The sequence below is a fragment of the Sporomusa aerivorans genome (genome assembly GCF_041428895.1).
GTDB classification, from domain to species: Bacteria; Bacillota; Negativicutes; order Sporomusales; family Sporomusaceae; genus Sporomusa; species Sporomusa aerivorans.
This window is the reverse complement of record NZ_CP156926.1, coordinates 1503436-1526125: the sequence shown is the minus strand read 5'-3', so window position 1 is coordinate 1526125 and position 22690 is coordinate 1503436. Positions and strand designations below refer to the sequence as shown.

Below are 22690 nucleotides of genomic sequence, written 5' to 3'. Positions count from 1 at the left end.
CATCTGAAGGTTAGTTGCCCTTATTCAGGGACTTAGCCGCTCGCCTGTGCCCGTAGGGGTATAACTCCCCTTGTGGAAGTGGGAGTCTTAGAGCGGGTTAGTCGTCGGATAAAGTCATTGTAAAAGAGAGGTCGAACAGTATGATTGATCAAGCTAGCGCTATTAAACAACACGGTACAATCGAACAGCTTCAGCCAGGATTTGCCGCTGTGCGGATTCGAACCATTGCCGGTAATATGACGAGCGACCAGTTCCGCACAGCGGCCGGGCTGGCTGATAAATACGGCCGGGGTCAGTTGCACATTACCACCCGCCAGTCGGTGGAGATACACTGGGTGCAGACTGGCCAGCTAGCTGCTGCTTTCCGGGAACTCCTTGCGGCTGGCTTACTTTTAGCCGTGCGGGGAAGGCGCATCATGACCGTGATTGCCTGCCCGGGGAAAGCCCTGTGCCGGCGCGGCCTTGGCGATACAGCCGACCTGGCCGCGCAACTTAATGCCGGTATGGTGGGGCAGGAACTGGCCGGCAAAACCAAAATCGCCGTCAGTGGCTGCCCCAGCGCCTGCGCCAAACCGCAAATCAATGATATTGGCCTGCACGGCGTTATTCTGCCGGCAGTGACCGGGAACTGCTCTCTCTGCAACCTTTGCGGGCAGAATTGCAATTCTCAGGCGATTGAGGTCCGGGAAAATAATCTTTCTATCGACAGGGATAAATGTGCCGGTTGCGGCCAATGCGTTAAGCATTGTCCCCACCAGGCCTTGACTGCCCAAAAGCAAGGCTTTGCCGTGTATGTTGGCGGGAAGATCGGCAAAAAACCGCTGCTGGGCGTTAAGGTTTTTGCCGTAATTCCTGAACAGGATGCTCTTGGCTATGTTCAGGCTATACTGAACGCCTATCGGCAATTGAGCCTTCAGGGTGAACGAATCGGCGATGTAATCCAGCGTATCGGGCTGCCGCCTTTCCGCCAGGAAATAATCAGGCAGCAGGCTAAAGCCAGCGAAGGGTAACAGACGCTAATAAGCAGCTAGCAGGATTTGGACGCAAATACCACTGACAGCAGCTTGTCAGTGGTATTTGTTAATAAATAACTTATTCCTTAAATATGATAGTCGGCGCTTTCCGCTGCCAGCGTCGCCACCACCGGAATATTACGGTACTTAACAAAATCCAGCCACTTATTGGTAAAGCTGGAGGCCTGTTTGCCCTGCCAGTCGCTAATGGCCGCCAGTTCCCGGGAGAAAGCGGCGAAATCTTCCGCCGTCGCCAGCCTGAGACAGGCGCCCCGCGAGTCAATTGCCGGCACACCGGTAAAGGTGTATTTGTCCAGGGTATCGACACCAGCCAGTTTGGCTTTGCGGATGCTTGCAGTTATGCCGGACTGCAAATCAATGATGTCAAAATCCCCGGGGTATTCATAGGTTTTGCCGGCTACAGCCACGATATCGCCATTTGCAAAAGTATGGGGCCGGGCAGCCAGCTTCCGCACCGTGCCTTCCGCGAGTACATAGAAGTAATCGTCAAAGCAGCTTACCACCAGCTCCAGGCCGCCGCCGGCCAGCTTGCTTACCGTCTGCAGCTCTTTCACGACACCCGACACAATACCGCCGCCGCTGACATCATAGCCGTCGACAATGACAAACCGGCCTGTCAGCTGATTATTCCTGAATTCGTCAAAGCACAGCTGCTTCTTGGCCCGGATGACGACTTCGGCCACATCATTGGTTTTTACCAGAGCGGCGTTCTCAATGGTTTCCAGGGTAGTGGCGTCAATAACCTTCACAATGGAGGAGATTTCGCATTCCACTTCCTGGGTCGCCAGCTTGAGCTTATATTCTTTGCCTTTAACCAGTTCCGCTTTTCCCATCCAGAAAATATTGGCCTTAAAGGTATCGGCGGTAATGGCCGCCTGCCCCGGATGAACGATGAATTCGCCCCGCTGGTTGAAAAACTCGTCTTCCACGGTTATGCCTACTGACATGCCGGCGGAAACGCTGTCGCGCTTATCTCTTTCGGCCCAGTACTCGATGGTCTTAACTTTGGTCAGTTTGTTACTGGGTGAGATCAGGATTTGATCGCCGGCCTTAAGCGTGCCGGTTTCGATCCGGCCGGCAACAATCCGGCGGTTATCGAATTTGTAAACATCCTGAATGGGAAAGCGGAGCGGCTTTGTTTCCAGGCCGGTATCCTTTTCAAATAAGTCAATGGCTTTCAGGATGGGTTCCCCTTTGTACCAGGGCATTTTCGCCGACGGAGCAATCATATTCTCGCCGTAAAAAGCCGAGATAGGAATGTACTTCAGGGGAAAGACGTGAAGATTGTGGAGAAATTCATTCATCTCCCGCTTAATTTCGTTAAATTTCGCTTCCGAATAATCTATGAGGTCCATCTTATTGATTAACACATAGGCCTTTTGTATTCCCAATAGCGACAGGATGTAGCCATGCCGCTTGGACTGTTCCTGTATGCCTTCGTTGGCGTCAATAATCAGGAGGGCCGCCTCGGCGCTGGCCGCGCCGGAAATCATATTTTTCAGGAATTCTTTATGTCCGGGAGCGTCAATAATGACATAATCCCTTTCTTCGGTGCGAAATTGCAGTTGGGTAGTATCAATGGTAATACCCTGCTTCTGTTCCTCTTCAAAAGCATCCAGTAGATAAGCATATTCAAAGGGTTTCCCCTTCTCTTTGGCAATTCGTTTCACCCGCTCGATTGCGCCTTCAGGCAGAGAATGGGTGTCATACAGCAGCCTGCCGATCACTGTGGATTTGCCGTGATCGACATGGCCAACAACAACAATGTTCAGTACTTCTCTCTCAGTAGCCAATTCAGCCGTCCTCCCCGTCCCAATATATTCAAGATAGGAAATTCAAATTACATATATCCGTCTTTGCGCAGCTTTTGCATGGCGTAGGAATCCTCCTGGTCCTGCGCCCGTCCGGCCCGCTCGCCCTGTTTGGTGTTTTTCAGTTCTTCAATGATTTCTTCAATAGTAGTGGCATTGGAATCAATCTGTCCGGTACAGGGTGCGCAGCCCAGACTGCGGTATCTTTTGCCGTTTTTGGCAAAGTAGAGGCCCACCAGCGGAATCTTTTCCCGGCCAATATAGGACCAGATGTCAATCTCGTTCCAGTGCAAAATCGGATGGACCCGGATGTGATTGCCTTTGGGGAAATCCGTTTTAAACTGGTTCCACAGCTCAGGCGGCTGGTTGGTATAGTCCCACTCCGAGTCTTTATTCCTTTCGCTGAAAACCCGTTCCTTGGAGCGTGAACCTTCTTCGTCCCGGCGAATCCCCAGGATAAGCCCCTCGAACTCATATTTGGTGACAACTTGCTGCAGACCGTCGGTTTTTAACGCCTTACAGCAGACCAGCCGTCCTTTTTCCGGTCCCATGCCGGCTGCCAGAGCCTCCTCATTGGTATGGACAATGAGCTCCAGGTTGTATTCTTTGGCGACCCGGTCCCGGAAGGCTATCATCTCCGGAATTTTATAGGTTGTATCCACATGAATGAACGGAAAAGGGCAATGCCCGAAAAATGCTTTTTTCGCCAGCCACAATAATACCGTTGAATCTTTGCCAATTGACCACAGCATACCGAGCTTGCCGAATTTTTTATAGGCTTCCCGCAGAATAAAGATACTTTGCGCTTCCAAGCGGTCCAAATGATCCATCGTCTAAACGCCTCCTAATATGCATTGGCTTGCTTCTTATCTACAGAAATGACTGTCTTTTGGCCATCAGGCCGGACGGCGGTCCAGTTAAGCACATTGCCTTCCCGGCGGATAGACAGCCGGCTGCCGCGCCCGCCCATATCGGCTCCCAGATAATATTGAATGGCATTAAAATTACATTCTTTCAGACAGGAGGTACAGCCCCAGCAATCCTTCGGATTCCGTATTTCCGTTTTACCGGACTCAGCCGCATACAGGAGATTGCCGGGACACACCTCCCGGCACCGGCCGCAGCCAGCACAGAACTCACGGTCAATTCTGATGCTCATAACGCTCATCCTTCTTTACTAAGTCTCGGAACAGAATTTCAACTTCCCCGTTTATCAGCCGGGAATTAACGTATTTCAGCCAGTCGGCGTCGTTTTTTTCCGGGTAGTCGGTGTTTTCCTGAAACGTATGCCAGCGGGTCTCCTGCCGGGCCGCCAGGTGCCGGATGAGAACCTTGCAGACATACAGCCGGTCAATGACTTCCCAGACCTGAAGCAATTGGTACATATCGCCTGCTTTTAGCTGCCTGCTCATGGCCAGCAGTTCTTCGATCCGTGCCCGGGCCACCTGCAGCTGCTGCATATTGAAAGCGTAACCGGCCGCTATCCCGCCCGCGTAGTCATCCATAATTTTTTGCATGGCTTCTTCGATATCCTCCGCCGTATAACAGGCCGCCGCCGGCAGCAGCATTTGCTCTAAGCCGGCCGCCACCTGGCGTACTTCACCGGCTTCCGGCCAAGCATTATTTACAGTCTGAATGTGTTTAAGAGCTGCCAAAGCGGCAATCTCGCCTTCGGCCAAACAGCCTGTCACATATTTTTGCGGACTGCCGCCGGCCACATCGCCGGCGGCATAGAGTCCGGCAAGGGTTGTCGCCCGGTTGGTGTCCACCCAGTAGCCGCTGGCCGTATGGCCGCCCACGACATAAGGCTCGGTACCCTCTATCTCGACATTTTCAGCCGCCGGCCCCGTGCGTTCCAGCCAGCGCAAGGTCTGCGCCGGCGCCATATTGAGATAAGCCTTGTACAATTCGTCCTGCTGCCCGGCAGTGATACCGGCTGTTTTTAAATAACACGGCCCGTGGCCGTTTTTATTTTCCATAACAGTGGAATACAGCCGGTTGGCGGTACTCATCCGCCCATACTGCCGCTCGTACTCCTCATCCCGGCTGTTGATCTGCGGCGCGCCTACACCCTGGGCAATCGTGCCGGTCGGCGCAATGGTGTCCTTACAGCGCAAGGCAATAAACCGCATCTCAAAGGTGGTCATTTCCGCGCCGGCCCGGATGCCCATGGCATAACCGGCGCCGGTATTAAAAGGACTGTACCACATTTTATGCCGTGAAAAACCGGGGTTGTTGGGCCGGTACAGCCCGGCCGCCCCGCCGCTTGCGCAAATCACGGCCTTGGCCGAGATAATATAAAACGTACAGGAATCAACGGCAAAACCGTAAGCGCCGATAATTTTCCCGTCTTTGACGATGTAATCGGTAATATTAATGCGGTTGATTACCGTAACGTTAGGACTGTTCACTACGGCTTCAGCCAGCAGCGGCTTGATATTTTCCCCGTTGATTTTTATATTGCGATTGCCGCGGGCAACATACTCGCCGTTCTCATCTTTTTGTATGACCAGGCCAAGCCCCGCCATTTTTTCCGTAACCCGGTTCAGCCGCTCGGCCATCGTGTAGACTAAATCCTCCCGTATAACCCCGGCGGCGTCCTGCCTGACATACTCCAGGTAGGTTTCCGGTGTCTGACCTTTGACAATATAGGCATTAAGGGCATTTACACCGGCGGCCAGACAGCCGCTGCGCTTGATATTGGCTTTTTCGGCAATTATGACGTTGGCCCGGGAGTTCTCAGTAATGGTTATGGCGGCAAAACAGCCTGCCGTCCCACCGCCAATAATCAGAATATCGGTTTCCAGATATTTTTCCGTTAAACGCACGATACTTCACACCACTTTTTCCTGCTCATTTTGTAACCCCCTGTCATCTAAATACCTGACAGGCATTTAGATGACATAGTCTTCGGGAATGAATATTTTCAGGTCTTTAGGTTTTACAAATACCAGTTCACCGGTCGCAAGGGCAAGCTGCCGGAACCGTTCCTTGCCCAGCTCTACCTCCACCAGTTCGTCGGTATCTTCTCTTTTTAGCTCCAGATGAACAACCGGTCCAACGGCCCGGATAAACAGAAGGCGCGCCGGAATAAACTCCGGACCTTTCGCTTCCCGCTCCACTTCAATGTTATAGGGCCGGACAAAGCTTACCGCCTGCGTATCCACAGTATTGACGTACTCGGGCGCCGCCAGTTCAATCGAGCCAATGCTGATGCGGCCTTTGTGCAGGCGACCGCGGAACAGGTTGACATTTCCCAGGAAATCATAGACGAACGGGTTGGCGGGATGATCATACACCTCTTCCGGCGTCCCCAGCTGTTCAATGCGGCCGTTGTTAAGAATAACCACCCGGTCGGCCACATCCAGCGCCTCTTCCTGGTCATGGGTTACGAACACGCTGGTAATATGCAGCTCATCATGCAATTGCCTCAGCCAGCGCCTAAGCTCTTTGCGCACCTTGGCATCCAGCGCGCCGAACGGTTCATCCAGCAATAGGACCTGTGGCTCGACCGCCAGCGCTCTGGCTAAGGCCACCCGCTGCCGCTGGCCGCCGGACAGTTGGCTGGGATAGCGCCCGGCCATTCCCTCCAGCCTTACCAGACTTAATAATTTCTGCACCTTCTCCTGAATCTGGCTTTTGGAGGGCCGCAAGCTGCGCGGACGGACGTTGAGACCGAAAGCGACATTTTCCAAAACAGTCATATGCTTAAATAAGGCATAATGCTGAAAAACAAAGCCTACCTGCCGCTCTTGGACATTGCGCTTTGCCGTATCCTCGCCGTGAAACAGAATGGAACCCTCATCGGCTACTTCCAGGCCGGCAATAATCCTTAAGAGCGTTGTTTTGCCCGAGCCTGACGGGCCGAGGAGGGCCACCAGTTCTCCGGTTGGGATTGTCAGATTAATATCCTTTAACGCCGTAAATGTTCCAAACTGTTTGTTGATATTTACAATTTCAATACTCATGATTTAACCTCCCCGTATGCTACGCTTCCCCGGCTGCCTGGTTCTGCTGCTGCACTTTCCATTCGGCGATATTTTTGATAATCAACGTAACGAGAGCCATCAGCGTCATCAGGGAGGCGACGGCAAAGGCGGCGACAAACTGGTATTCGTTATACAAAATCTCAACATGCAGGGGCATAGTGTTGGTAAGGCCGCGAATATGCCCGGATACGACCGAGACCGCGCCAAACTCGCCGACCGCCCTGGCGCTGGTAAGGATTACGCCGTAGATCAGCCCCCATTTGATATTTGGCAGCGTCACATGCCGAAAGGTTTTCCAGCCGTTAGCCCCCAGGGTCAGGGCGGCTTCCTCCTCGGCTGTTCCCTGGGCCTGCATGAGCGGGATCAGTTCGCGGGCAATAAATGGAAAGGTAACAAACACGGTGGCCAAAACAATGCCCGGCACCGCAAATATGACTTTGATGTCATGCGCGGACAGCCAGGGCCAGAGCAGGCCCGGCTTGCCAAATAAAAATACAAAAATCAGACCGGCGATAACGGGGGAAACGGCAAACGGCAGGTCTATCAGGGTAATCAGAAAGTTCCGGCCCCTAAATTCAAATTTGGCTATGGCCCAGGCGGCCGCCAATCCAAACAAAGTATTAAGCGGCACAGCAATTACTACTGTCAGCAGGGTAAGCTGGATGGCCGCCATCGCATCCGGCGTGGTTATGGCCTTCACATACAGGTCCAATCCTTGCTCCAACGCTTTGACGAACACGGCGACAACGGGAATAATCAGCATCACGCCCAGAAAACCAAGCGCAACGGTTATGAGCAGCCAGCGGATGAGCGGCAGTTCGGTTACTGCACCTGAGGTCTGCCGTGTCGTGGTTGTGTTTTGCCGCAGGGCTACATTGCCAGCCATTCGGCTCGCCTCCTTTTCTTCCTTCTCGTAGTATCCAATAAAGATTTACAGGTGGGGTGTTAGTACAAGCGTAGGTTAAGCGCCAGCGGCGAAGCGTTACTAACACCCCGCCTAAAAGGAAATCTTTATTGGATTTCATATATTCTCAGCCATGACGCTTGCTCTGCCACCACTGCAATATATTAATGAAAAACAGCATGATAAACGAAACAATGAGCATAACGGCCGCAATGGCGCTGGCCCCGGCGTAATCGTACTGCTCCAGCTTGGTCATAATTAAAAGCGGTGTAATTTCAGTCCGCATGGGCATATTGCCGGAGATAAACACCACCGAGCCGTATTCACCCAGGGCCCGGGCAAAAGCTAAGGCAAAACCGGTTAAGAGAGCCGGCAGCAGTTCCGGGAAAATAACCCTGGTAAAAGTTTGTAAGCGGCTGGCGCCCAGACTGGCCGCCGCTTCTTCCACTTCCTGATCCAGGGTCTGAAGTACCGGTTGAACCATGCGGACTACAAACGGCAACCCGATAAAGGTCAGGGCAATGACAATTCCTAAAGGGGAGTAGGCGCCTTTAATATCAAATAAGGCCAAATATTTGCCGATCCAGCCGTTCGGAGCATACAGAGTCGTCAGCGTAATACCGGCAACTGCCGTAGGGAGGGCGAAAGGCAGATCCACAAGACCGTCTATGATCCGCTTGCCGGGAAAGGAATAGCGTACAAGCACCCAGGCAACCAATAAACCAAATACCGCGTTAATAGCGGCTGCTAAGAGCGATGCCCCAAAACTCAGCTTATAAGAAGCAACCAGGCGCGGCGCCGTGATGATTTCCCAAAAATGCGGCCAGCCCATGCCGGCCGCATTCAGAATAATAGTCGATAACGGAATCAACACTAAAAGCCCCAGGTACAGCATGGCAAATCCCATTGTCAGACCAAAGCCGGGCAATATGCTATGTTTAGTTATGATCAGGGATTTCAGGCTCATGATTATTCCCCACTTCGTTACGGTTTGGCTTTCGGTGTATAAATCTGGTCAAAAAGACCGCCATCTTTAAAATGTTTTTCATGAACACCGGCCCAGCCGCCCAGGTCGGCGATGGTAAACAGATTCAGTTTGGGGAACTGGCCGGCATATTTGGCGGCAACAGCTTCAGCCCGCGGCCGGTAATAGTTTTTGGCGGCAATTTCCTGGCCCTGATCGGTATAGAGGTATTGCAGATAGGCTTCGGCGATCTGCCTTGTGCCCTTTTTGTCAACAATTTTATCGACTACGGATACCGGCGGTTCGGCCAGAATACTGATAGACGGCGCCACAATCTCAAATTTGTCTTTGCCTAATTCCTTTTCTGCCAATAAAGCTTCATTTTCCCAGGCCAAGAGTACATCTCCCAGGCCGCGTTCCACGAAAGTGGTGGTTGCGCCCCTGGCTCCGGTATCCAGTACCGGTACATTCTGATAAAGTTTAGTGATAAATTCTTTGGCTTGATTTTCATCGTTATTATATTTCTTTAAGGCATAGCCCCAGGCAGCCAGGTGATTCCAGCGGGCTCCGCCCGAAGTTTTCGGGTTGGGAGTAATGACCGCTACCCCCGGTTTTACGAGATCATCCCAGTCTTTAATATTTTTGGGATTACCTTTGCGTACCAGAAAAACAATGGTGGAAGTATAAGGCGTGGAGTTCTGGGCCAGGCGCTTTTCCCAGCCGGCGGTAATGAGGCCGGCCTTTTGCAGTTCATCAATATCCTGGGCCAGTGCCAGGGTTACCACATCGGCTTCAATTCCCTCCCGCACCGTCCGCGCCTGTGCGCCCGAGCCGCCATGCGACTGCTGGATGGTTACCGTCTGACCGGTTTTGTTTTTCCAGTAAGCGGTAAAGGCGTCATTAAACTCTTTATAGAGTTCACGGGTCGGGTCATAAGAAACATTTAAGAGCTTAACAGGTTCGGCAGCCTTGTTGCCCGCTTTGTCGGCAGCGGCTTCCTGTTTACCGCAGCCGGCTAAACCGGCGACAACCAGCGCCAGTGCGATAACCAACAGATATACCTTTACTGATTTGGATCTTTGTTTTGACAAGAACTGAACCAACGTAATCTCCTCCTTTAAAATCATTATGTTTAGTCCGGCACCGCCGGAACCGGAAACCCTTTTGCCCTTTCCCGCTTGCGACGGAAAATAAAAATGGCTAACTACAAGATTGTAGTTAGCCTCCAGTTTTCTGGTTAGCTTTTTGCTATGCATTTGTTTTTGATATGACCTTATTCTAAATGGTTTATTCTGGATAGTCAAGAATTTATTTCAAGTTTGTCGTTTTTTGCTTCGGTATATACCTTTTAGTTATCCGAAGTTATACGCGGTAATAACCAGCCGCAGTCCCAGGCCAAATAAAGCAACCGACAACAATATCAGTATCACCCGGGATTTTACTTTTAGCGACGCCCGGGCGCCAAGCTGAGCGCCGACGATGGCGCCGGCGCCCATAATCAGGGCCGGCGTAACCAGTATATTTTCCGCCAGATAATGCGAAATAACGCCAAACAGGCTGGACACCGCCAGCACAAAATGCGATGTGGCTGTGGCAATATGGGTGGGAAAGCCTAGGAAATAGACCATGGCCGGCACGTGGATAATACCGCCGCCAACACCGAAGATACTGGACAAAAACCCGACGGCAGTGCTTATGGCAATGCCAAGTGTGCGGTTATAACGGAAACCGGCCGCGTCAAAACCATTGGCGGCGCTAGAGGGCGAAGAACGGAAAAACATAACTACGGCCACACACATTAATAAAATACCGAAGGCAATGTGAAAGCCGGCATTTGTAAAGTACTCGGCAAGAAAGCCGCCTGCCAGCGCTCCCGGTACGGTAGCGATACTGAAGCGGATAGCGGCATCATAGTATACCTTTTTCTGCCTGATGTATGCGGCGGAGCCGGATATAGCATTCAGAAACACGATAGCCAGGGATGTGCCGATAGCCAGTTGAGGTTCCCAGTGGAACGCCAGTAAAAAAATCGGTACAAATATGATCCCGCCGCCAACGCCGATCAGGGTGCCAAAAGCTCCGACCGAGCAGCCGATCATGAACAAAAGTAATTGATATGTAAGCATAGTATCTCCTTAGTACGTCTGAAAAGCAGCTGTCGCGCCTTATAATTTCACTATTTTAGCATATTCAATAAAGCTTGTCACCAGCAACTTAGTCTCCCGTACTATAAACTTCCAGAGCCTGCCCATACTGTTACCTCCCGCCGAAACTATCCCGGCCCCCCTTTTCCGAAAAAGAAAAGGCTAAGTCCGCCCAAAACAGGTAGAACTTAGCCTTCAGATTTCTGATCAGCTAAACAGCTTTATGAATATTATTGGTATGATAGCATGGGGGCAAGTTAGCTGTCAAGAAAAATTCGTCAGTCTATTATTGTCAGCTTTCTTTTCATTCCGCCAGACCAACTTGCATATAAACTGCCCTGCCTCCGGCAAAATCACAATAACTCCCAACAGGATTTACCGCCGCTTTAGTCGAATATTCCTGTCAAAGCAAAATTTGTTTGTGGGGAGGTGGCGGCGATACCTAATTATATCCGCCGGATCACAGGCCTTCTATTCTGCCTGCTGGTTCTGCTTAATTTGTATGGTTTGCCAAGAGCATCAGCCGGGCTTATCAGCACACAACAGGAAATATCGCTGGGAGCCAATGTTGCCAAACAACTGGAAAGCAAATACGGACTGGTGGATGACCCCGAACTGGCCGAGCGCGTCGCCCGGATCGGCGCCAGGCTGGTGACGGTAGCCGACCGTCAGGATCTGAAATATTCCTTCAAAGTACTCAATGCCAAAGAGGTAAACGCCTTGGCGGCGCCGGGAGGATTTATCTACATATTTAAGGGTCTGGTCGATTATATGCCGTCCGATGATGAGTTAGCCGCTGTTCTGGGGCACGAACTCGGCCATATCGACAAGCGGCACAGCGTAAAGCAAATTGAAAAATCATGGACTGTTCAACTATTGTTTGGCCTTGCCTTCGGCGACCGTGGCCAAGTTCTGCAGAATCTGGCCATGAATGCCATTATGTCGGGCTATAGCCGCAAAGAAGAACAGGAAGCCGATCTGCAGGGCTTTAAACATATCCGCGAGGCCGGCTTCAATCCGTACAGCATGCTGATTACCATGAACAAACTGAATGATCTGGCAAACAAAGGCAGCTACGGGCTGTTCTCCACCCATCCCGATCCCGGGTCCCGGGTTGAGCTTGTTCAAAAGTATATGCACTCTGCCAAGATTACTCCGCTGGTGACCGGCGACAAACAGGCCGCCACAGTCACTGACCGCAACTGGAATCTGCCGGCTTTTAAAGCCAGCGCCGGCAGTGAACTGCCCCTCTACCGCGCCTATCGCACAGCCGGTGCGCTCTATCTGGCGGCAGCGAAACCGGACTTTGCCAATGACCGTTTTGTCGCGAACCGCACAGAAAATGAGGCGGTTATCTACTATGGCGATGAAAAAATCGTCACCCTCAGTCAACAGGATGTGGCCGGGGCAGGCTTGACCCTTGAGGAGCTGACCGACGAGTTCCTGCACAAACTGCGCGAATGGTCGCCAAGCCGGGGCAAAAATCCCGGTTGAACGAACTTACGCCGCTGAGAAGATTTTGATTGAATTTCCCTAGGTATACCATAAGCTCCGGAGGAAGCGCGGGAACCGTCCCTGCGCTTCCTTTTATTATTTACTATGATAATTGTCAGAACCCACTATAGGACTTCAGTATTATATTGTAGGACTAAAGTCTTAAGAAATTACCAAATTATAACGATAATATAAGCAGAAGACAAATTATTAGCCAAGGAGGGCGAATAATATGGATTTAAAGGTGGCAGCTATTCAAAGCACTCAAAACTTTAAACAAAATTCCACTACATCCAGGGAAGGATCAAAAAAGAAGCCGCCAACTTCTTTTGCAGACATATTAAAGAACGTAATGAAACGTTGAAAATCGAGCCGCCAGCGCATAGCTAATGCGCCGGCGGCTTGATTTAATATTGTGAAACTGCTGTTTCAATAGGCATGAGGCAGCTTTAACTTTCTTTAGCTTCCGAAGAAAGAGTGTCACTTGGATTACCATATCCATATTATGTGATAGCCAGAACTTTTTTTAAGTTGGCAAATTCACAAGAAGGAATGAGTACAGTGCCAAGAGACGAATGGGAAAATCCTGAAATTGAAGAGTGGATAAGACAAGAAGAAGAAGAGATTGAAGAATTCGGTCAATGTTTTCCTTTTGGTTGCTCTCCTCGATTCTGTTTTCCTCGTGAATGTTCCCCTAGAGTTTGTTTTCCACGCCAATGCTCTCCTAGATTTTGTTTTCCTCGTCAATGTTTCCCCCGATTTTGCTTTCCACGCCAGTGTTTTCCTAGATTTTGTTTTCCTAGACAGTGTTTTCCTAGATAGTAGTGCTTCCCATTTATTTGGTTTCCTGTCACTAAGTGAGAAAGAGACCAGCACTTCGTGTGCTGGTCTCTTTTTTGTAACCAGGAGCTATAGGCTAGCTTCACACCCCTCACATCCTGCTGTGCTGCAATTTCTGCGCGCGCAAGCCGGCCGCCTGGGTACCGGATAGGAAGCGGGGTTTGTTGCTATTGCCTGCAGTGTTTCAATATAGGCGGCAGGCAACCCCTGTACAGTTGCACCTTTCAGCACCTGCATCATATATTCGGTACTGGCCGGAGCCGCTTTCCCCTGACGGCTCTTCAGATACAGCATGGCCAGTCTGGTAATGCCATCGGCGCCATAGATTTCAGCCGGATAGCGAAAATAGGCGCCGGTGCCGTCCAGGCGGACATCCTCGCAGTTATCCAGTTCATCCCAGCTATAGTCGGTCAAGCGATAAAGCACACCCCATACTTCAGTCTCTTGGTCAGGAACAAGCGTCTCCATAGCGCCGTCCCAGACAGGAGAATACTCAAAAAAATCCATTTTGTAGCCGTGAAGCCGGGCAATTCCAACGATTTCAAATTTCGAACACTTCATTTCCATCTGGCTAGGATTAAGATTGAGGCCATAGGCAAAATAAAGCAGTGGCCTTTCCATTTGTGGCATAGGCTTGACTCCTTTCGTTTGTACTCTCATTCCCGGAAAATAAACAAAAAGCACAAGCAATTAGAATACAGCCTCATTGCTTGTGCTCAGTCGTTATTGTTAATTTTCAAGGAAACTCAATAGAATTTACAAGTAAAATTTAACACAGAAATCAAGCTAAGTCAATATGTATTAGCATATGTAACGGCATTGAAATCTTATTTGCCGCGAGCGTTACGCCCTTATGAATCAATCCGGTAAAACATTGTTGCAGATACAGTCGAGATCAACGCCCTTTATTGACGAAAATAAAAATATACTTGAATTTTTTAAAAATTAGCAGGAAAAATGCTGTTATGTGTCTAAATCTATCATGAAAAAAATTTTCACGATTTGTTAATACGTTGGAGATTTTCTCTGTTTGGAGGTAATACAGAGTGCCGCTATTCTCCCGAATTCGCTTGCACAGCAATCGTTTCACGCAGGCGCAGGAACGTATTGTTGATTACATTAAAGACAATGTACAGGAAGTTATTAATCTCCCTATCAATGAATTAGCCGAACGCTGCGAGGTTGGCGATGCAACCGTTATTCGCTTCTACCGGCTGCTGGGCTATGATAATTATCAAACGTTTCGTATTGCCCTGGCAAAAGAGCTGCCCGAAAAGAGCGTCCTGCAGCCAATCTATGAGGAAGTGGAAAACCAAGATCTTTTTCCTGACGTTACCCGTAAGGTGATCGCCTCTACCGTGCAGGGAATCACGGATCTCGAGAATCAAATCAATCCTGATGCAATGCACGCTATCACATCCCATCTCCGGGCAGCCTCCGCTATACACATAATTGGACTGGGCGCTTCAGGCATCGTCGCCCAGGATGTTATGCACAAGTTAATGCGGCTGGGCCTTAGAGTCCACTCCTATACAGATTCGCATCTTATGACGATAGCGGCATCCATAGCCCAGCCTGAGGAAGTATTTTTCGCCATCTCGCATTCCGGCGAGACCACCGATATCGTCCGCACCCTGAAATTGGCCAAGGACCGCGGTTGCTATACCTGCGCAATGACCAGTTATATGGAGTCAAGCGTTACCCGCCTGGTACCCGCCTATCTCTTAACTTGCACAAGAGATACAAAGATGCGCTCCGATGCAATGATTTCACGTATAGTCCAACTTGTCGTAGTCGATATTCTCTATGTTATGCTGGCTTTGGAAATAGGCGAAGCTGCTTCAGAGCGGGTCGCTCAGTCCCGCCGGGCGCTGAAACAGTGCCGTGATGTTAATAGATAGCTGCTATTTTTAGCTGCATGAATAGGAGGCGGAGTAATTGAACGAAAAAACCGGAACACTTATCGTCATCGCGGATGACCTTACCGGGGCGAATGACACGGGTGTGCAATTTGCCCGTCAGGGGCTAAAGACTGACGTCCTGCTGGAAGGTGCAGTGCTGGACAAGGCCGGTGATGCCAGCGTTGTCGTAATGGACACGAACAGCCGGGCCAGTTCGGCCGGTGACGCTTATCAAAAGGTACAGGCGGTGGCCAGGCAGGCGCAGCAAACCGGGTTCCGCTATTTTTACAAGAAGCTGGACTCCACCTTGCGAGGCAATGTGGGCGTCGAATTGCAGGCCATCCTGGATCTTAAGATACAGGACTTTGCGTTTGTCATGCCGGCCTTGCCCAAGACCGGCCGCACTACGATCGGCGGCCATCACCTGCTGCATGGGGTTCCCGTTTCGGCAACGGAAATTGCCAAAGACCCGAAATGTCCTGTATACGAAACCGTGCTGCCTGAACTCTTAAGACAACAAAGTTCGCTGCCAGTCGGCCATATAGGCTTTGCCGAACTTACCCGGGGGGAAGCTGCCGTTGCCTCAGCCCTCCAAAAACTGTTGTCAGCCGGCTGTAAGATTATCAGTTGCGACGGTTGGCTGGACGAACATTTCGTTGTTGCCGCGCGGGCAGTAAACAGCGTATCGGCTAACGTCCTCTGGTCCGGTTCAGCCGGTTTAGCTGAATTCCTGCCCGAGCTCTTTGGTTGGAATCAGAAGATAAAGCCTAATAAACCGGTTGTCGTTATCGCCGGCAGCGTAAGCGCCGTTACCAGAGCCCAGGTCACCCAGCTAATAAATCAGGGATTTGAATGGTTAGAAATTGAAGTGGCCAACTACCTTCCCTGGCAGCCGCATGAGCTGACGCCCTATCTGAGCGCAGCCACCAGCCATCTCTCTCAAGGCAAAAATCTGGTAATCACATCAGGTTATCAGCCGGACGCCATCGATAAGGCCATGGCGGTTGGCGCAAAACTGGGTATGTCGGGCGTTGAAGTCAGCAACACGATTGCTGAAATACTCGGCTGGCTGGGGTCGACCCTGCTGGCGCAGCAGGAAGTTGCCGGCGCCGTGCTTACAGGCGGGGATACTGCGGTTTCGGTCTGTCGGGCGCTTGGCGTCACGGGTATACGCGTCATCGAGGAAGTCGCGCCGGCAATTCCTCTGGGGGAGATGAAAACCGCAACCGGCAAGACATTACGGGTTGTCACCAAGGCAGGAGCCTTTGGCGACGCCGACGCTTTACTTAAAGCAACCCACAAGATCAGGGCTGTATAAAATCCAGTAAAGATTTTATTCTCGGCACAGTGTCAATAACGGGTTGCGCTAACCTGCGCTTTCGCTGACACCCTGCCTGTTAAACTTTATTGGTACTATATATGAGGTGAATAATTTATGAAGCAAAATTCAACGCTACCTATTCTGGCATTAACCATGGGTGATGCCGCCGGCTGCGGTCCGGAAATTATCGTGAAGGCTTTGGCTGACAAAAGCATGTACGAGATTTGCCGCCCGCTGGTGTTTGGCGATGCCAAACGCATCGAGCAGGCTGCCAAAATTCTTAAAAGCCCGCTTAAAGTCCTGGGACATGCAAAAATTGCTGAAGGCGTTTTCCAGCACGGCAATATCGATGTGCTTGATTTTGACAATATACCGGCCGGTCTGCCTTTTGGCAAGATAAGCGCCGAGGCCGGCCATGCCGCTTACCAGTATGTTGAATCAGCCGTACAGGCCGCCATGGCCAAGGAAGTGGCCGGAATTGTCACCGCCCCTCTCAATAAAGAGGCGCTTCATCTTGGCGGTCATGATTTCCCCGGACACACTGAAATTCTCGGCGAACTCAGCCATTCGCATGATTACGCCATGCTCCTGGCCAGCGAAACACTCCGGGTCATCCACGTTACCACCCATGTATCCATGGTGCAGGCTTCCAGTCTGATAACCAAAGAGCGCGTCCTCCGTATTATCCGGCTTGCTGACCGCACACTGCGGTTACTGGGCATAGCTAAGCCCCGTATTGCTGTTGCCGGGTTCAACGCCCATGCCGGTGAAAACGGCCTGTTTGGCCGGGAAGAAGTCGATGAAATTGTGCCGGCGGTAGAGGAAGCCTGTAAGGCTGGCATGACCGTTACCGGTCCCATCTCACCCGACACTGTCTTTTACCGGGCCGCCTGTCGCAAAGAGTTCGATATCGTAGTTGTAATGTATCACGATCAGGGCCATATACCAATTAAATTACTTGGCTTTGACAGCGGGATCAATGTAACTGTAGGTCTGCCATTTATCCGCTCTTCGGTGGACCACGGTACTGCTTTTGATATCGCCGGTCAGGGTATTGCCGAGGACGGCAGCATGAAAGCCGCCATTGAGTTTGCCGCCCGTGTTGCCATCGGCGCACAAACGGCCAAGTAGTTTTTATTTTTATAAAGAAGACCCATTTTCCGTAACCAACAAAGCGAGAAAGGAAGTATACCTAATGTCTGAGATCAAGGTTAAACTCCCCTATGGCCAGGAAGAAGTAGATGTAATTGTACCAGAGAAAAATCTTATCGGTGTGTATTCACCCAAGGATGTAGCGCCTGTTGCCGACCTCCCGCAAGAAATCAGCCGGTGCTTGCAAAACCCGATTGGAACCAAACCGCTGCGCGATTTGGTTCAGGGAGTAAAAAACGTTGTCATTGTGGCTGATGACAATACACGGTTGACTCCTACCGATAAAATAATCCCTGTTTTATTAAACGAAATGAATGCAGCCGGCATTAAAGATGAGCAGATCACTATTATCATTGCCCTTGGCACACACCGCTTTATGACCGCGGAAGAAATTGAGCTTAAGTTCGGCGCAGAAGTTGCACAACGCGTGAAAATCAAAAACCATGACTTCAAAAATCCGGACGCTCTGGTAGACCTTGGCGTAACCGCCAACGGCACTAAGATTTTGGTGAATAAAGAAACCTATGAAGCCGACTTCAAGATTGGCGTAGGCAGCATAGTGCCGCACCATATTCCGGGCTTTGCCGGCGGCGCCAAAATCGTCCAGCCGGGTATATCAGGCGAAAAGACTACTGCTGAAACCCATTTGCTCAGCGTAAGAGCTCCCCGGTCCTATCTGGGTATCGAAAATAACCCGGTGCGCGAGGAACTTAATATGATTGCCGACAAAATCGGTATGCACACCATATTCAATACCGTACTCAACCGGCACGGCGAAGTAGTTGGCGCTTTCTTCGGCCATGTGGAAGAAGCCTTCACCGAAGGGGTCAAATTAGCCCGTGAGGTCTATGCCGTTAACATTCCGGAAGCCGCCGACATTGTTATCTCAAGCTCTCATCCCTGTGATATTGAGTTCTGGCAAGCGCACAAAACGCTTTATCCTTCCGACTTGGCTGTTAAAGCAGGCGGTACTGTTATTTTGGCCACTCCGTGCTACGAAGGTATCGCTGTTACCCACGGCGAGATGTCCGATATTACCTGCCACTCGGCCAAAGATTTACGTGAAATGGTAGATAAAGGTCAAGTGCACGACGAAGTCGCCGCCGCTTTAGCGATCGCCTGGGCTCAGGTCAAGGAACGGGAAGATGTCTATTTCGTCTCTAACGGTGTAACCGATGAAGAGGTTCGCAAACTCGGTTTTGTTCCCTTTGCCAGCGTGCAGCAGGCCTTTGACGCTGCCTTGGCCAAACAGGGTAATGCTGCCAGAGTAACCGTATTAACCCATGCTCCGGATATGTTGCCCATCGTCCCGGATAACCGCTAACCGTTGCTGTCTGGATGAAGAAAACACGGCTTGCGCTGCGCTTTAGCGAAAGCGGAAGCCGGTGTTGCCCTTATCCAGGCGGAAGGTATCTCTTCCATCAGGACAAAAAAATCAGAGGTGAATATTAATAATGGACTATTCTACCGCCATGCTTTCTATTTTAGGCGTAGCAATTCTTTTTATCATTGTTCTCAGTATTAAATTCAGGATTCATGCTTTTATATCACTGTTAGGCGCCTGTTTCCTAATTGCCTTTGCAACCGGAATGCCGTTAAACAAAATTGGCTCATCCATCGAAACAGGGATGGGCGGTACCTTGGGCTTTCTCGCCCCCATCCTCGCCCTTGGCGCCATTATCGGCAAGATGATGGAAATCTCCGGCGGGGCCGAAAAGCTTTCCCGCACTCTGATCAATTATATGGGCAAAAATAATGCCGCCTGGGCCATGATGATCGTTGCCTATATCTGCGGTATTCCCGTATTCCTGCAAGTGGGCATCGTTTTGCTCACACCTATTCTGTTCTGTGTAGTGCTTGAGTCTAAACAACCTTTGGTTAAAGTTGCCTTAGGCATGCTTACCGCCCTTACCGTAGTCCACTGCATTGTGCCGCCGCATCCGGCAGCTATGGCCATTACCCTGGCGTTAAAAGCCGATGTCGGCAAAGTTATTTTCTATGGTTTATTAGTTGGTATCCCTGCATCCATTATTGCCGGTCCAATCTTTGGCGGCCTGATTGCCAAGAAGAATGACTTCCAGCCGCCTGAAGCGTACTGCAAATTAGAGCCAACTCCTGAAGAAAAACTCCCTTCTTTCGGTATTACCCTGTTTACCATTCTTCTGCCGCTGCTCCTCATGATTGGTAAAACCATTATCGAGCTGGTTGCAGATAAAAATGCCCCGTATATGCCTTGGGTAAGCTTCTTTGGCAGCCCGATTACCGCGCTTTTCCTCGCCGCCATTGTTTCTTATTATGTTATGGGCTATAAACGCGGCCACTCGCTTACCGACCTGGCTAAGCGGACCGAATCGGCTATGGGCCCGATGGCAACCATCATTCTCGTAATTGGCGCCGCCGGCGCGTTCAACCGTGTAATCTTAGACAGCGGCATCGGCGAAGTGTTAAAAGGCGTACTGACCGCCATTCAGATCAGTCCGCTCATCATGGCCTGGGTTATTGCCATCGTTATGCGTTTTGCCATTGGCAGCGCCACCGTGGCCATGATGACCTCCGCCGGCTTCATCACACCGGTGCTCGCCGCCTACCCGGGCCTTGACCCGGCTTTGGTAGCTGTTGCCATTGGCGCCGGCGCAATTGGCTTGTCGCACGTAACCGACCCGGGCTTCTGGTTTGTAAAAGAGTCCATGGGGATCCCGATGAACAAAATGTTCGGTATTTATACCGCAGCAACTACCATAGCATCGGTTATCGGTCTTGTCGCCGTACTTACGCTTGCTAAAGTCTTAGGACAGGCATAATCATACATGCTTCCGCGAGCCTTTGGCGAAAGCGGAAGTCGATGTTGCCCTGATCAGGCGAAAGTTATACTTTCTATCCGGAAAATATAAGAAGCCTTAGCTACCCGGTCATAATGAGTAGCTAAGGCTTCTTTTTATTTGGGCGATCACCGGTAAGACTACTGCTCCGGGTAAAGACGATACGTAAATAGGTAGGCATGAAAGCTTGCCCTGCTCACCGCAGAGTTAAAACTCTTCACTTCGGCTTTAGCCTCAGCCTCATCGTAGAAAACACGGGCACGGGTAGTGCTATGAAGATAGGGTACAGAACTGACCAAAACATAAACTTCATTTTTATATTTGGCCGGGTCAACTGCAAGCGGCAAATACATGGCCCGGCGGGTTACCTTATCAATAACAGAACTGACAATCGCCCCGCCTTCCGCCGGCCCGCTATCGCACCCCACAAAATTTTTAATCGCCTCGGCCACCAGCGAAACCTCCCGGAAAACTTCAGCATGGCTGATGACCGAATTTGTCGCGCCAAGAACAAGATAAAGGTTCATACCTGGGTTTCTCCAATCCGCCTGTAGGTCATGTAATCAGTCTCTGGTATGGCCATAGCCATTTACTACAATGCTAAGGTCTCCCGTATGCGGATTAAACATCAGCCCGTGGACAGGCACGTCTTTGGGGATAAGGGGATTGCTGCGAATTTTCAACACTGCTTCCTCCACGTTTTCCAGGGGATGATGAAAATGGTCGATCCATTGCTCCAGTTCCTTTTCAATCATCTTGATGGCATCCGCCGATATGCCTCTGGCCAGCATTTTCTGAATCAGCTTTTTCGAGTCAGTAGTCGCCACACCGCAGTCCAGGTGACCAATTACCATGATCTCTTTTACGCCGAGTTCAAAGATGCCGATCACCAAACTACGGATGGTTGCTTCAAAAGGACCGGTAATCGTATTCCCGGCATTTTTTATAACCTTTGCCTGGCCCCGCGATATCCCCATGGCAGGCTCCAAAAATTCCACCAGGCGGGTATCCATACAGGTAAAGATAGCTAATTCCCGTGAAGGCAGTTTACCGCTGCCAGAGCTGACGTCCATGGATTTTATCATTAAATTCGCAACAAATTGTTTGTTGGCTGCCAGTATCTGCTCCAACATATTCATCATTAATTCCCCCTTTTTCCTGCATCCTACAGGCCATAAGTCAATGATACCGCAAATAGCCGGCGGATTCCAGCCTGAAACAAGCATTAGTTAACCGTTTGGGCATTATTGTGGCAAAAGCGTCCTCCACTCAATATATTAATACTAAAAGACGAGGAGGATGCGTTGATGCTAAGTACAGATGAAGTTCAGATTCTTATCTGGCTAGCCGGATTAGTAATAGCCGCCAACGTAGTCGCCATGGCGTTATTTGTGCTGTATGCCAAATTGCCTAACGGCCAGTTGCAGGGAATAATCCGCAGTATTATTTACAGGCTGGATGAATTGGCCGATAAGCTTGAGAATGAAGAAAAAAGAGCCGTTGCAATCCAACAGATAAATACCCTCTTAGGCTGGCGGAATATATTCGTTCCCAAAGAATTAATCGGCTGGGTAATCGATACTGAGGTAGCGGCTATCAGAAAAATGCAGAAGGTCACTAATACGCCCAATTTGCACGATGATCCGGATTCGGAGGAACGGGCCGCCCGGGTTATGCGCCAAGTTACGCTGGTTGAGATTAAAGCGCTCGCCGTTCAGGCCAAACCGGCCCTGCAGCAAGCCGCCCAGCGCTATAACTGGCCGATTAAGGTGTATTATCATTGGACTGCCGGCCACTATGACCAATATTTTAATGATTACCATTTTAATATCGGCAAAGACGGCTCGGTCTTTGTAACCACAACCGACTTAAGCACCAAGAAAAGTCATACCTATTGCCGGAATAGCGGCGCAATCGGCATAGCGGCCGCTTGCGCCTACAACGCTACATCAACCACTAACCTGGGCCCTGAACCGCCAACGGCAGTACAAATTGAAGCCATGGCGCAGATTACCGCTGTTTTAAGCAAGTCATTTAATATTCCCATTGATATCAAGCACTTCATGACTCATGCGGAAGCGGCTGATAATATGGACGGCTGCGATCCGGGCTATGAGGCCAACGGCTACCCGCAAGGCAGATACGGACCGCAGAACAGCGTAGAGCGCTGGGATCTATGGGTGCTTAAAGAGGGCGATGCCCCCGGATCAGGCGGCGATATCCTGCGCGGTAAAGGCACTTGGTACCTGCAAACCGGCGTTGGCTGAATTTACCGAACACATTAGCGTAGACGGCAACCTGTTTACCCGGTCAAAAT

General features: G+C 50.6%; 21 protein-coding genes. 9 read left to right on the top strand and 12 right to left on the bottom strand.

What is annotated here, in order from left to right; translation table 11 throughout:
* Nucleotides 1–140 precede the first annotated feature (140 nt).
* Complete coding sequence (locus SATMO3_RS06875; protein ID WP_371379344.1) at nt 141–1010, top strand: 4Fe-4S binding protein; 870 nt, start codon at nt 141–143, stop codon at nt 1008–1010.
* Nucleotides 1011–1099: 89 nt separating this feature from the next.
* Here the strand turns inward: SATMO3_RS06875 and SATMO3_RS06870 are convergent, their stop codons facing one another.
* The 9 genes from SATMO3_RS06870 to SATMO3_RS06830 all read right to left on the bottom strand — a co-directional run bounded on the left by SATMO3_RS06870 (nt 1100) and on the right by SATMO3_RS06830 (nt 10828).
* Nucleotides 1100–2827 (bottom strand): sulfate adenylyltransferase subunit 1, encoded by a 1728-nt coding sequence (locus SATMO3_RS06870; RefSeq protein WP_371379341.1) that lies wholly within the window; start codon nt 2825–2827, stop codon nt 1100–1102.
* Between the two features lie 47 nt (nt 2828–2874).
* Nucleotides 2875–3675, bottom strand: coding sequence for a sulfate adenylyltransferase subunit CysD (cysD, locus tag SATMO3_RS06865; RefSeq protein ID WP_371379338.1), 801 nt, complete (start codon nt 3673–3675; stop codon nt 2875–2877).
* A 14-nt stretch (nt 3676–3689) separates the two neighbouring features.
* Nucleotides 3690–4004, bottom strand: a complete 315-nt coding sequence (locus SATMO3_RS06860) for a ferredoxin family protein (protein ID WP_371379335.1) — start codon at nt 4002–4004, stop codon at nt 3690–3692.
* Entirely contained in the window at nt 3988–5673 is a 1686-nt protein-coding gene (locus tag SATMO3_RS06855; RefSeq protein ID WP_371379332.1) for an adenylyl-sulfate reductase subunit alpha, read from the bottom strand. The genes SATMO3_RS06860 and SATMO3_RS06855 overlap by 17 nt, the downstream gene beginning before the upstream one ends.
* Nucleotides 5674–5739: 66 nt before the next feature.
* The gene (locus SATMO3_RS06850) at nt 5740–6813 is read right to left on the bottom strand and encodes a sulfate/molybdate ABC transporter ATP-binding protein (protein ID WP_371379329.1); all 1074 of its coding nucleotides are present in this window, start codon (nt 6811–6813) and stop codon (nt 5740–5742) included.
* Between the two features lie 19 nt (nt 6814–6832).
* The gene (gene cysW, locus SATMO3_RS06845; RefSeq protein ID WP_371379326.1) at nt 6833–7720 is read right to left on the bottom strand and encodes a sulfate ABC transporter permease subunit CysW; all 888 of its coding nucleotides are present in this window, start codon (nt 7718–7720) and stop codon (nt 6833–6835) included.
* Between the two features lie 145 nt (nt 7721–7865).
* Entirely contained in the window at nt 7866–8705 is an 840-nt protein-coding gene (cysT, locus tag SATMO3_RS06840; RefSeq protein WP_371379323.1) for a sulfate ABC transporter permease subunit CysT, read from the bottom strand.
* A gap of 17 nt (nt 8706–8722) precedes the next feature.
* Nucleotides 8723–9805, bottom strand: coding sequence for a sulfate ABC transporter substrate-binding protein (locus SATMO3_RS06835; RefSeq protein ID WP_371379320.1), 1083 nt, complete (start codon nt 9803–9805; stop codon nt 8723–8725).
* 249 nt (nt 9806–10054) lie between these two features.
* The gene (locus tag SATMO3_RS06830) at nt 10055–10828 is read right to left on the bottom strand and encodes a sulfite exporter TauE/SafE family protein (RefSeq protein ID WP_371379318.1); all 774 of its coding nucleotides are present in this window, start codon (nt 10826–10828) and stop codon (nt 10055–10057) included.
* 447 nt (nt 10829–11275) lie between these two features.
* Here SATMO3_RS06830 and SATMO3_RS06825 point away from each other — a divergent pair, with 447 nt between their 5' ends.
* Both SATMO3_RS06825 and SATMO3_RS06820 read left to right on the top strand, forming a co-directional pair.
* Entirely contained in the window at nt 11276–12340 is a 1065-nt protein-coding gene (locus SATMO3_RS06825; protein WP_371379315.1) for a M48 family metallopeptidase, read from the top strand.
* 232 nt (nt 12341–12572) lie between these two features.
* Nucleotides 12573–12704 carry a hypothetical protein gene (locus tag SATMO3_RS06820; protein WP_371379312.1) on the top strand — a complete coding sequence of 44 codons (132 nt, stop codon included), beginning with the start codon at nt 12573–12575 and terminating at the stop codon, nt 12702–12704.
* Between the two features lie 545 nt (nt 12705–13249).
* Here SATMO3_RS06820 and SATMO3_RS06815 read toward each other — a convergent pair.
* On the bottom strand, nt 13250–13810 hold the full coding sequence (locus SATMO3_RS06815) for a gamma-glutamylcyclotransferase family protein (protein ID WP_371379310.1): 561 nt from the start codon (nt 13808–13810) through the stop codon (nt 13250–13252).
* Between the two features lie 416 nt (nt 13811–14226).
* On the opposite strand from SATMO3_RS06815, the gene SATMO3_RS06810 reads away from it, so the two are divergent.
* The 5 genes from SATMO3_RS06810 (at nt 14227) to SATMO3_RS06790 (ending at nt 20355) form a co-directional block, all read left to right on the top strand.
* A complete protein-coding gene (locus tag SATMO3_RS06810; RefSeq protein ID WP_371379307.1) occupies nt 14227–15081 on the top strand; it encodes a MurR/RpiR family transcriptional regulator in 855 nt (284 codons plus the stop codon).
* A 37-nt stretch (nt 15082–15118) separates the two neighbouring features.
* A complete protein-coding gene (locus tag SATMO3_RS06805) occupies nt 15119–16399 on the top strand; it encodes a four-carbon acid sugar kinase family protein (protein ID WP_371379304.1) in 1281 nt (426 codons plus the stop codon).
* A gap of 117 nt (nt 16400–16516) precedes the next feature.
* Nucleotides 16517–17533, top strand: a complete 1017-nt coding sequence (gene pdxA, locus SATMO3_RS06800) for a 4-hydroxythreonine-4-phosphate dehydrogenase PdxA (RefSeq protein ID WP_371379301.1) — start codon at nt 16517–16519, stop codon at nt 17531–17533.
* A gap of 64 nt (nt 17534–17597) precedes the next feature.
* Nucleotides 17598–18878 (top strand): nickel-dependent lactate racemase, encoded by a 1281-nt coding sequence (gene larA, locus SATMO3_RS06795; RefSeq protein ID WP_371379298.1) that lies wholly within the window; start codon nt 17598–17600, stop codon nt 18876–18878.
* A 130-nt stretch (nt 18879–19008) separates the two neighbouring features.
* Nucleotides 19009–20355: a gluconate:H+ symporter gene (locus SATMO3_RS06790; RefSeq protein WP_371379295.1), complete on the top strand. Its 1347-nt coding sequence runs from the start codon at nt 19009–19011 to the stop codon at nt 20353–20355.
* A 158-nt stretch (nt 20356–20513) separates the two neighbouring features.
* On the opposite strand, the gene SATMO3_RS06785 is transcribed toward SATMO3_RS06790, so the two are convergent.
* Both SATMO3_RS06785 and SATMO3_RS06780 read right to left on the bottom strand, forming a co-directional pair.
* Complete coding sequence (locus SATMO3_RS06785) at nt 20514–20900, bottom strand: hypothetical protein (RefSeq protein WP_371379293.1); 387 nt, start codon at nt 20898–20900, stop codon at nt 20514–20516.
* Nucleotides 20901–20936: 36 nt separating this feature from the next.
* A complete protein-coding gene (locus tag SATMO3_RS06780; RefSeq protein ID WP_371381677.1) occupies nt 20937–21512 on the bottom strand; it encodes a beta-class carbonic anhydrase in 576 nt (191 codons plus the stop codon).
* A 168-nt stretch (nt 21513–21680) separates the two neighbouring features.
* Here SATMO3_RS06780 and SATMO3_RS06775 point away from each other — a divergent pair, with 168 nt between their 5' ends.
* Nucleotides 21681–22640 (top strand): N-acetylmuramoyl-L-alanine amidase, encoded by a 960-nt coding sequence (locus SATMO3_RS06775; protein ID WP_371379291.1) that lies wholly within the window; start codon nt 21681–21683, stop codon nt 22638–22640.
* Nucleotides 22641–22690 lie beyond the last annotated feature (50 nt).

Bases quoted from the DNA above. Each gene is read 5' to 3' on its own strand.
- SATMO3_RS06820 (WP_371379312.1), top strand. From the start codon at position 12,573: ATGGATTTAAAGGTGGCAGCTATTCAAAGCACTCAAAACTTTAAACAA.
- pdxA (WP_371379301.1), top strand. From the start codon at position 16,517: ATGAAGCAAAATTCAACGCTACCTATTCTGGCATTAACCATGGGTGAT.
- SATMO3_RS06875 (WP_371379344.1), top strand. From the start codon at position 141: ATGATTGATCAAGCTAGCGCTATTAAACAACACGGTACAATCGAACAG.
- SATMO3_RS06785 (WP_371379293.1), bottom strand. From the start codon at position 20,900: ATGAACCTTTATCTTGTTCTTGGCGCGACAAATTCGGTCATCAGCCAT.
- SATMO3_RS06860 (WP_371379335.1), bottom strand. From the start codon at position 4,004: ATGAGCATCAGAATTGACCGTGAGTTCTGTGCTGGCTGCGGCCGGTGC.
- SATMO3_RS06830 (WP_371379318.1), bottom strand. From the start codon at position 10,828: ATGCTTACATATCAATTACTTTTGTTCATGATCGGCTGCTCGGTCGGA.
- larA (WP_371379298.1), top strand. From the start codon at position 17,598: ATGTCTGAGATCAAGGTTAAACTCCCCTATGGCCAGGAAGAAGTAGAT.
- SATMO3_RS06775 (WP_371379291.1), top strand. From the start codon at position 21,681: ATGCTAAGTACAGATGAAGTTCAGATTCTTATCTGGCTAGCCGGATTA.
- SATMO3_RS06790 (WP_371379295.1), top strand. From the start codon at position 19,009: ATGGACTATTCTACCGCCATGCTTTCTATTTTAGGCGTAGCAATTCTT.
- SATMO3_RS06850 (WP_371379329.1), bottom strand. From the start codon at position 6,813: ATGAGTATTGAAATTGTAAATATCAACAAACAGTTTGGAACATTTACG.
- cysD (WP_371379338.1), bottom strand. From the start codon at position 3,675: ATGGATCATTTGGACCGCTTGGAAGCGCAAAGTATCTTTATTCTGCGG.
- cysW (WP_371379326.1), bottom strand. From the start codon at position 7,720: ATGGCTGGCAATGTAGCCCTGCGGCAAAACACAACCACGACACGGCAG.
- SATMO3_RS06780 (WP_371381677.1), bottom strand. From the start codon at position 21,512: ATGAATATGTTGGAGCAGATACTGGCAGCCAACAAACAATTTGTTGCG.
- SATMO3_RS06815 (WP_371379310.1), bottom strand. From the start codon at position 13,810: ATGCCACAAATGGAAAGGCCACTGCTTTATTTTGCCTATGGCCTCAAT.
- cysT (WP_371379323.1), bottom strand. From the start codon at position 8,705: ATGAGCCTGAAATCCCTGATCATAACTAAACATAGCATATTGCCCGGC.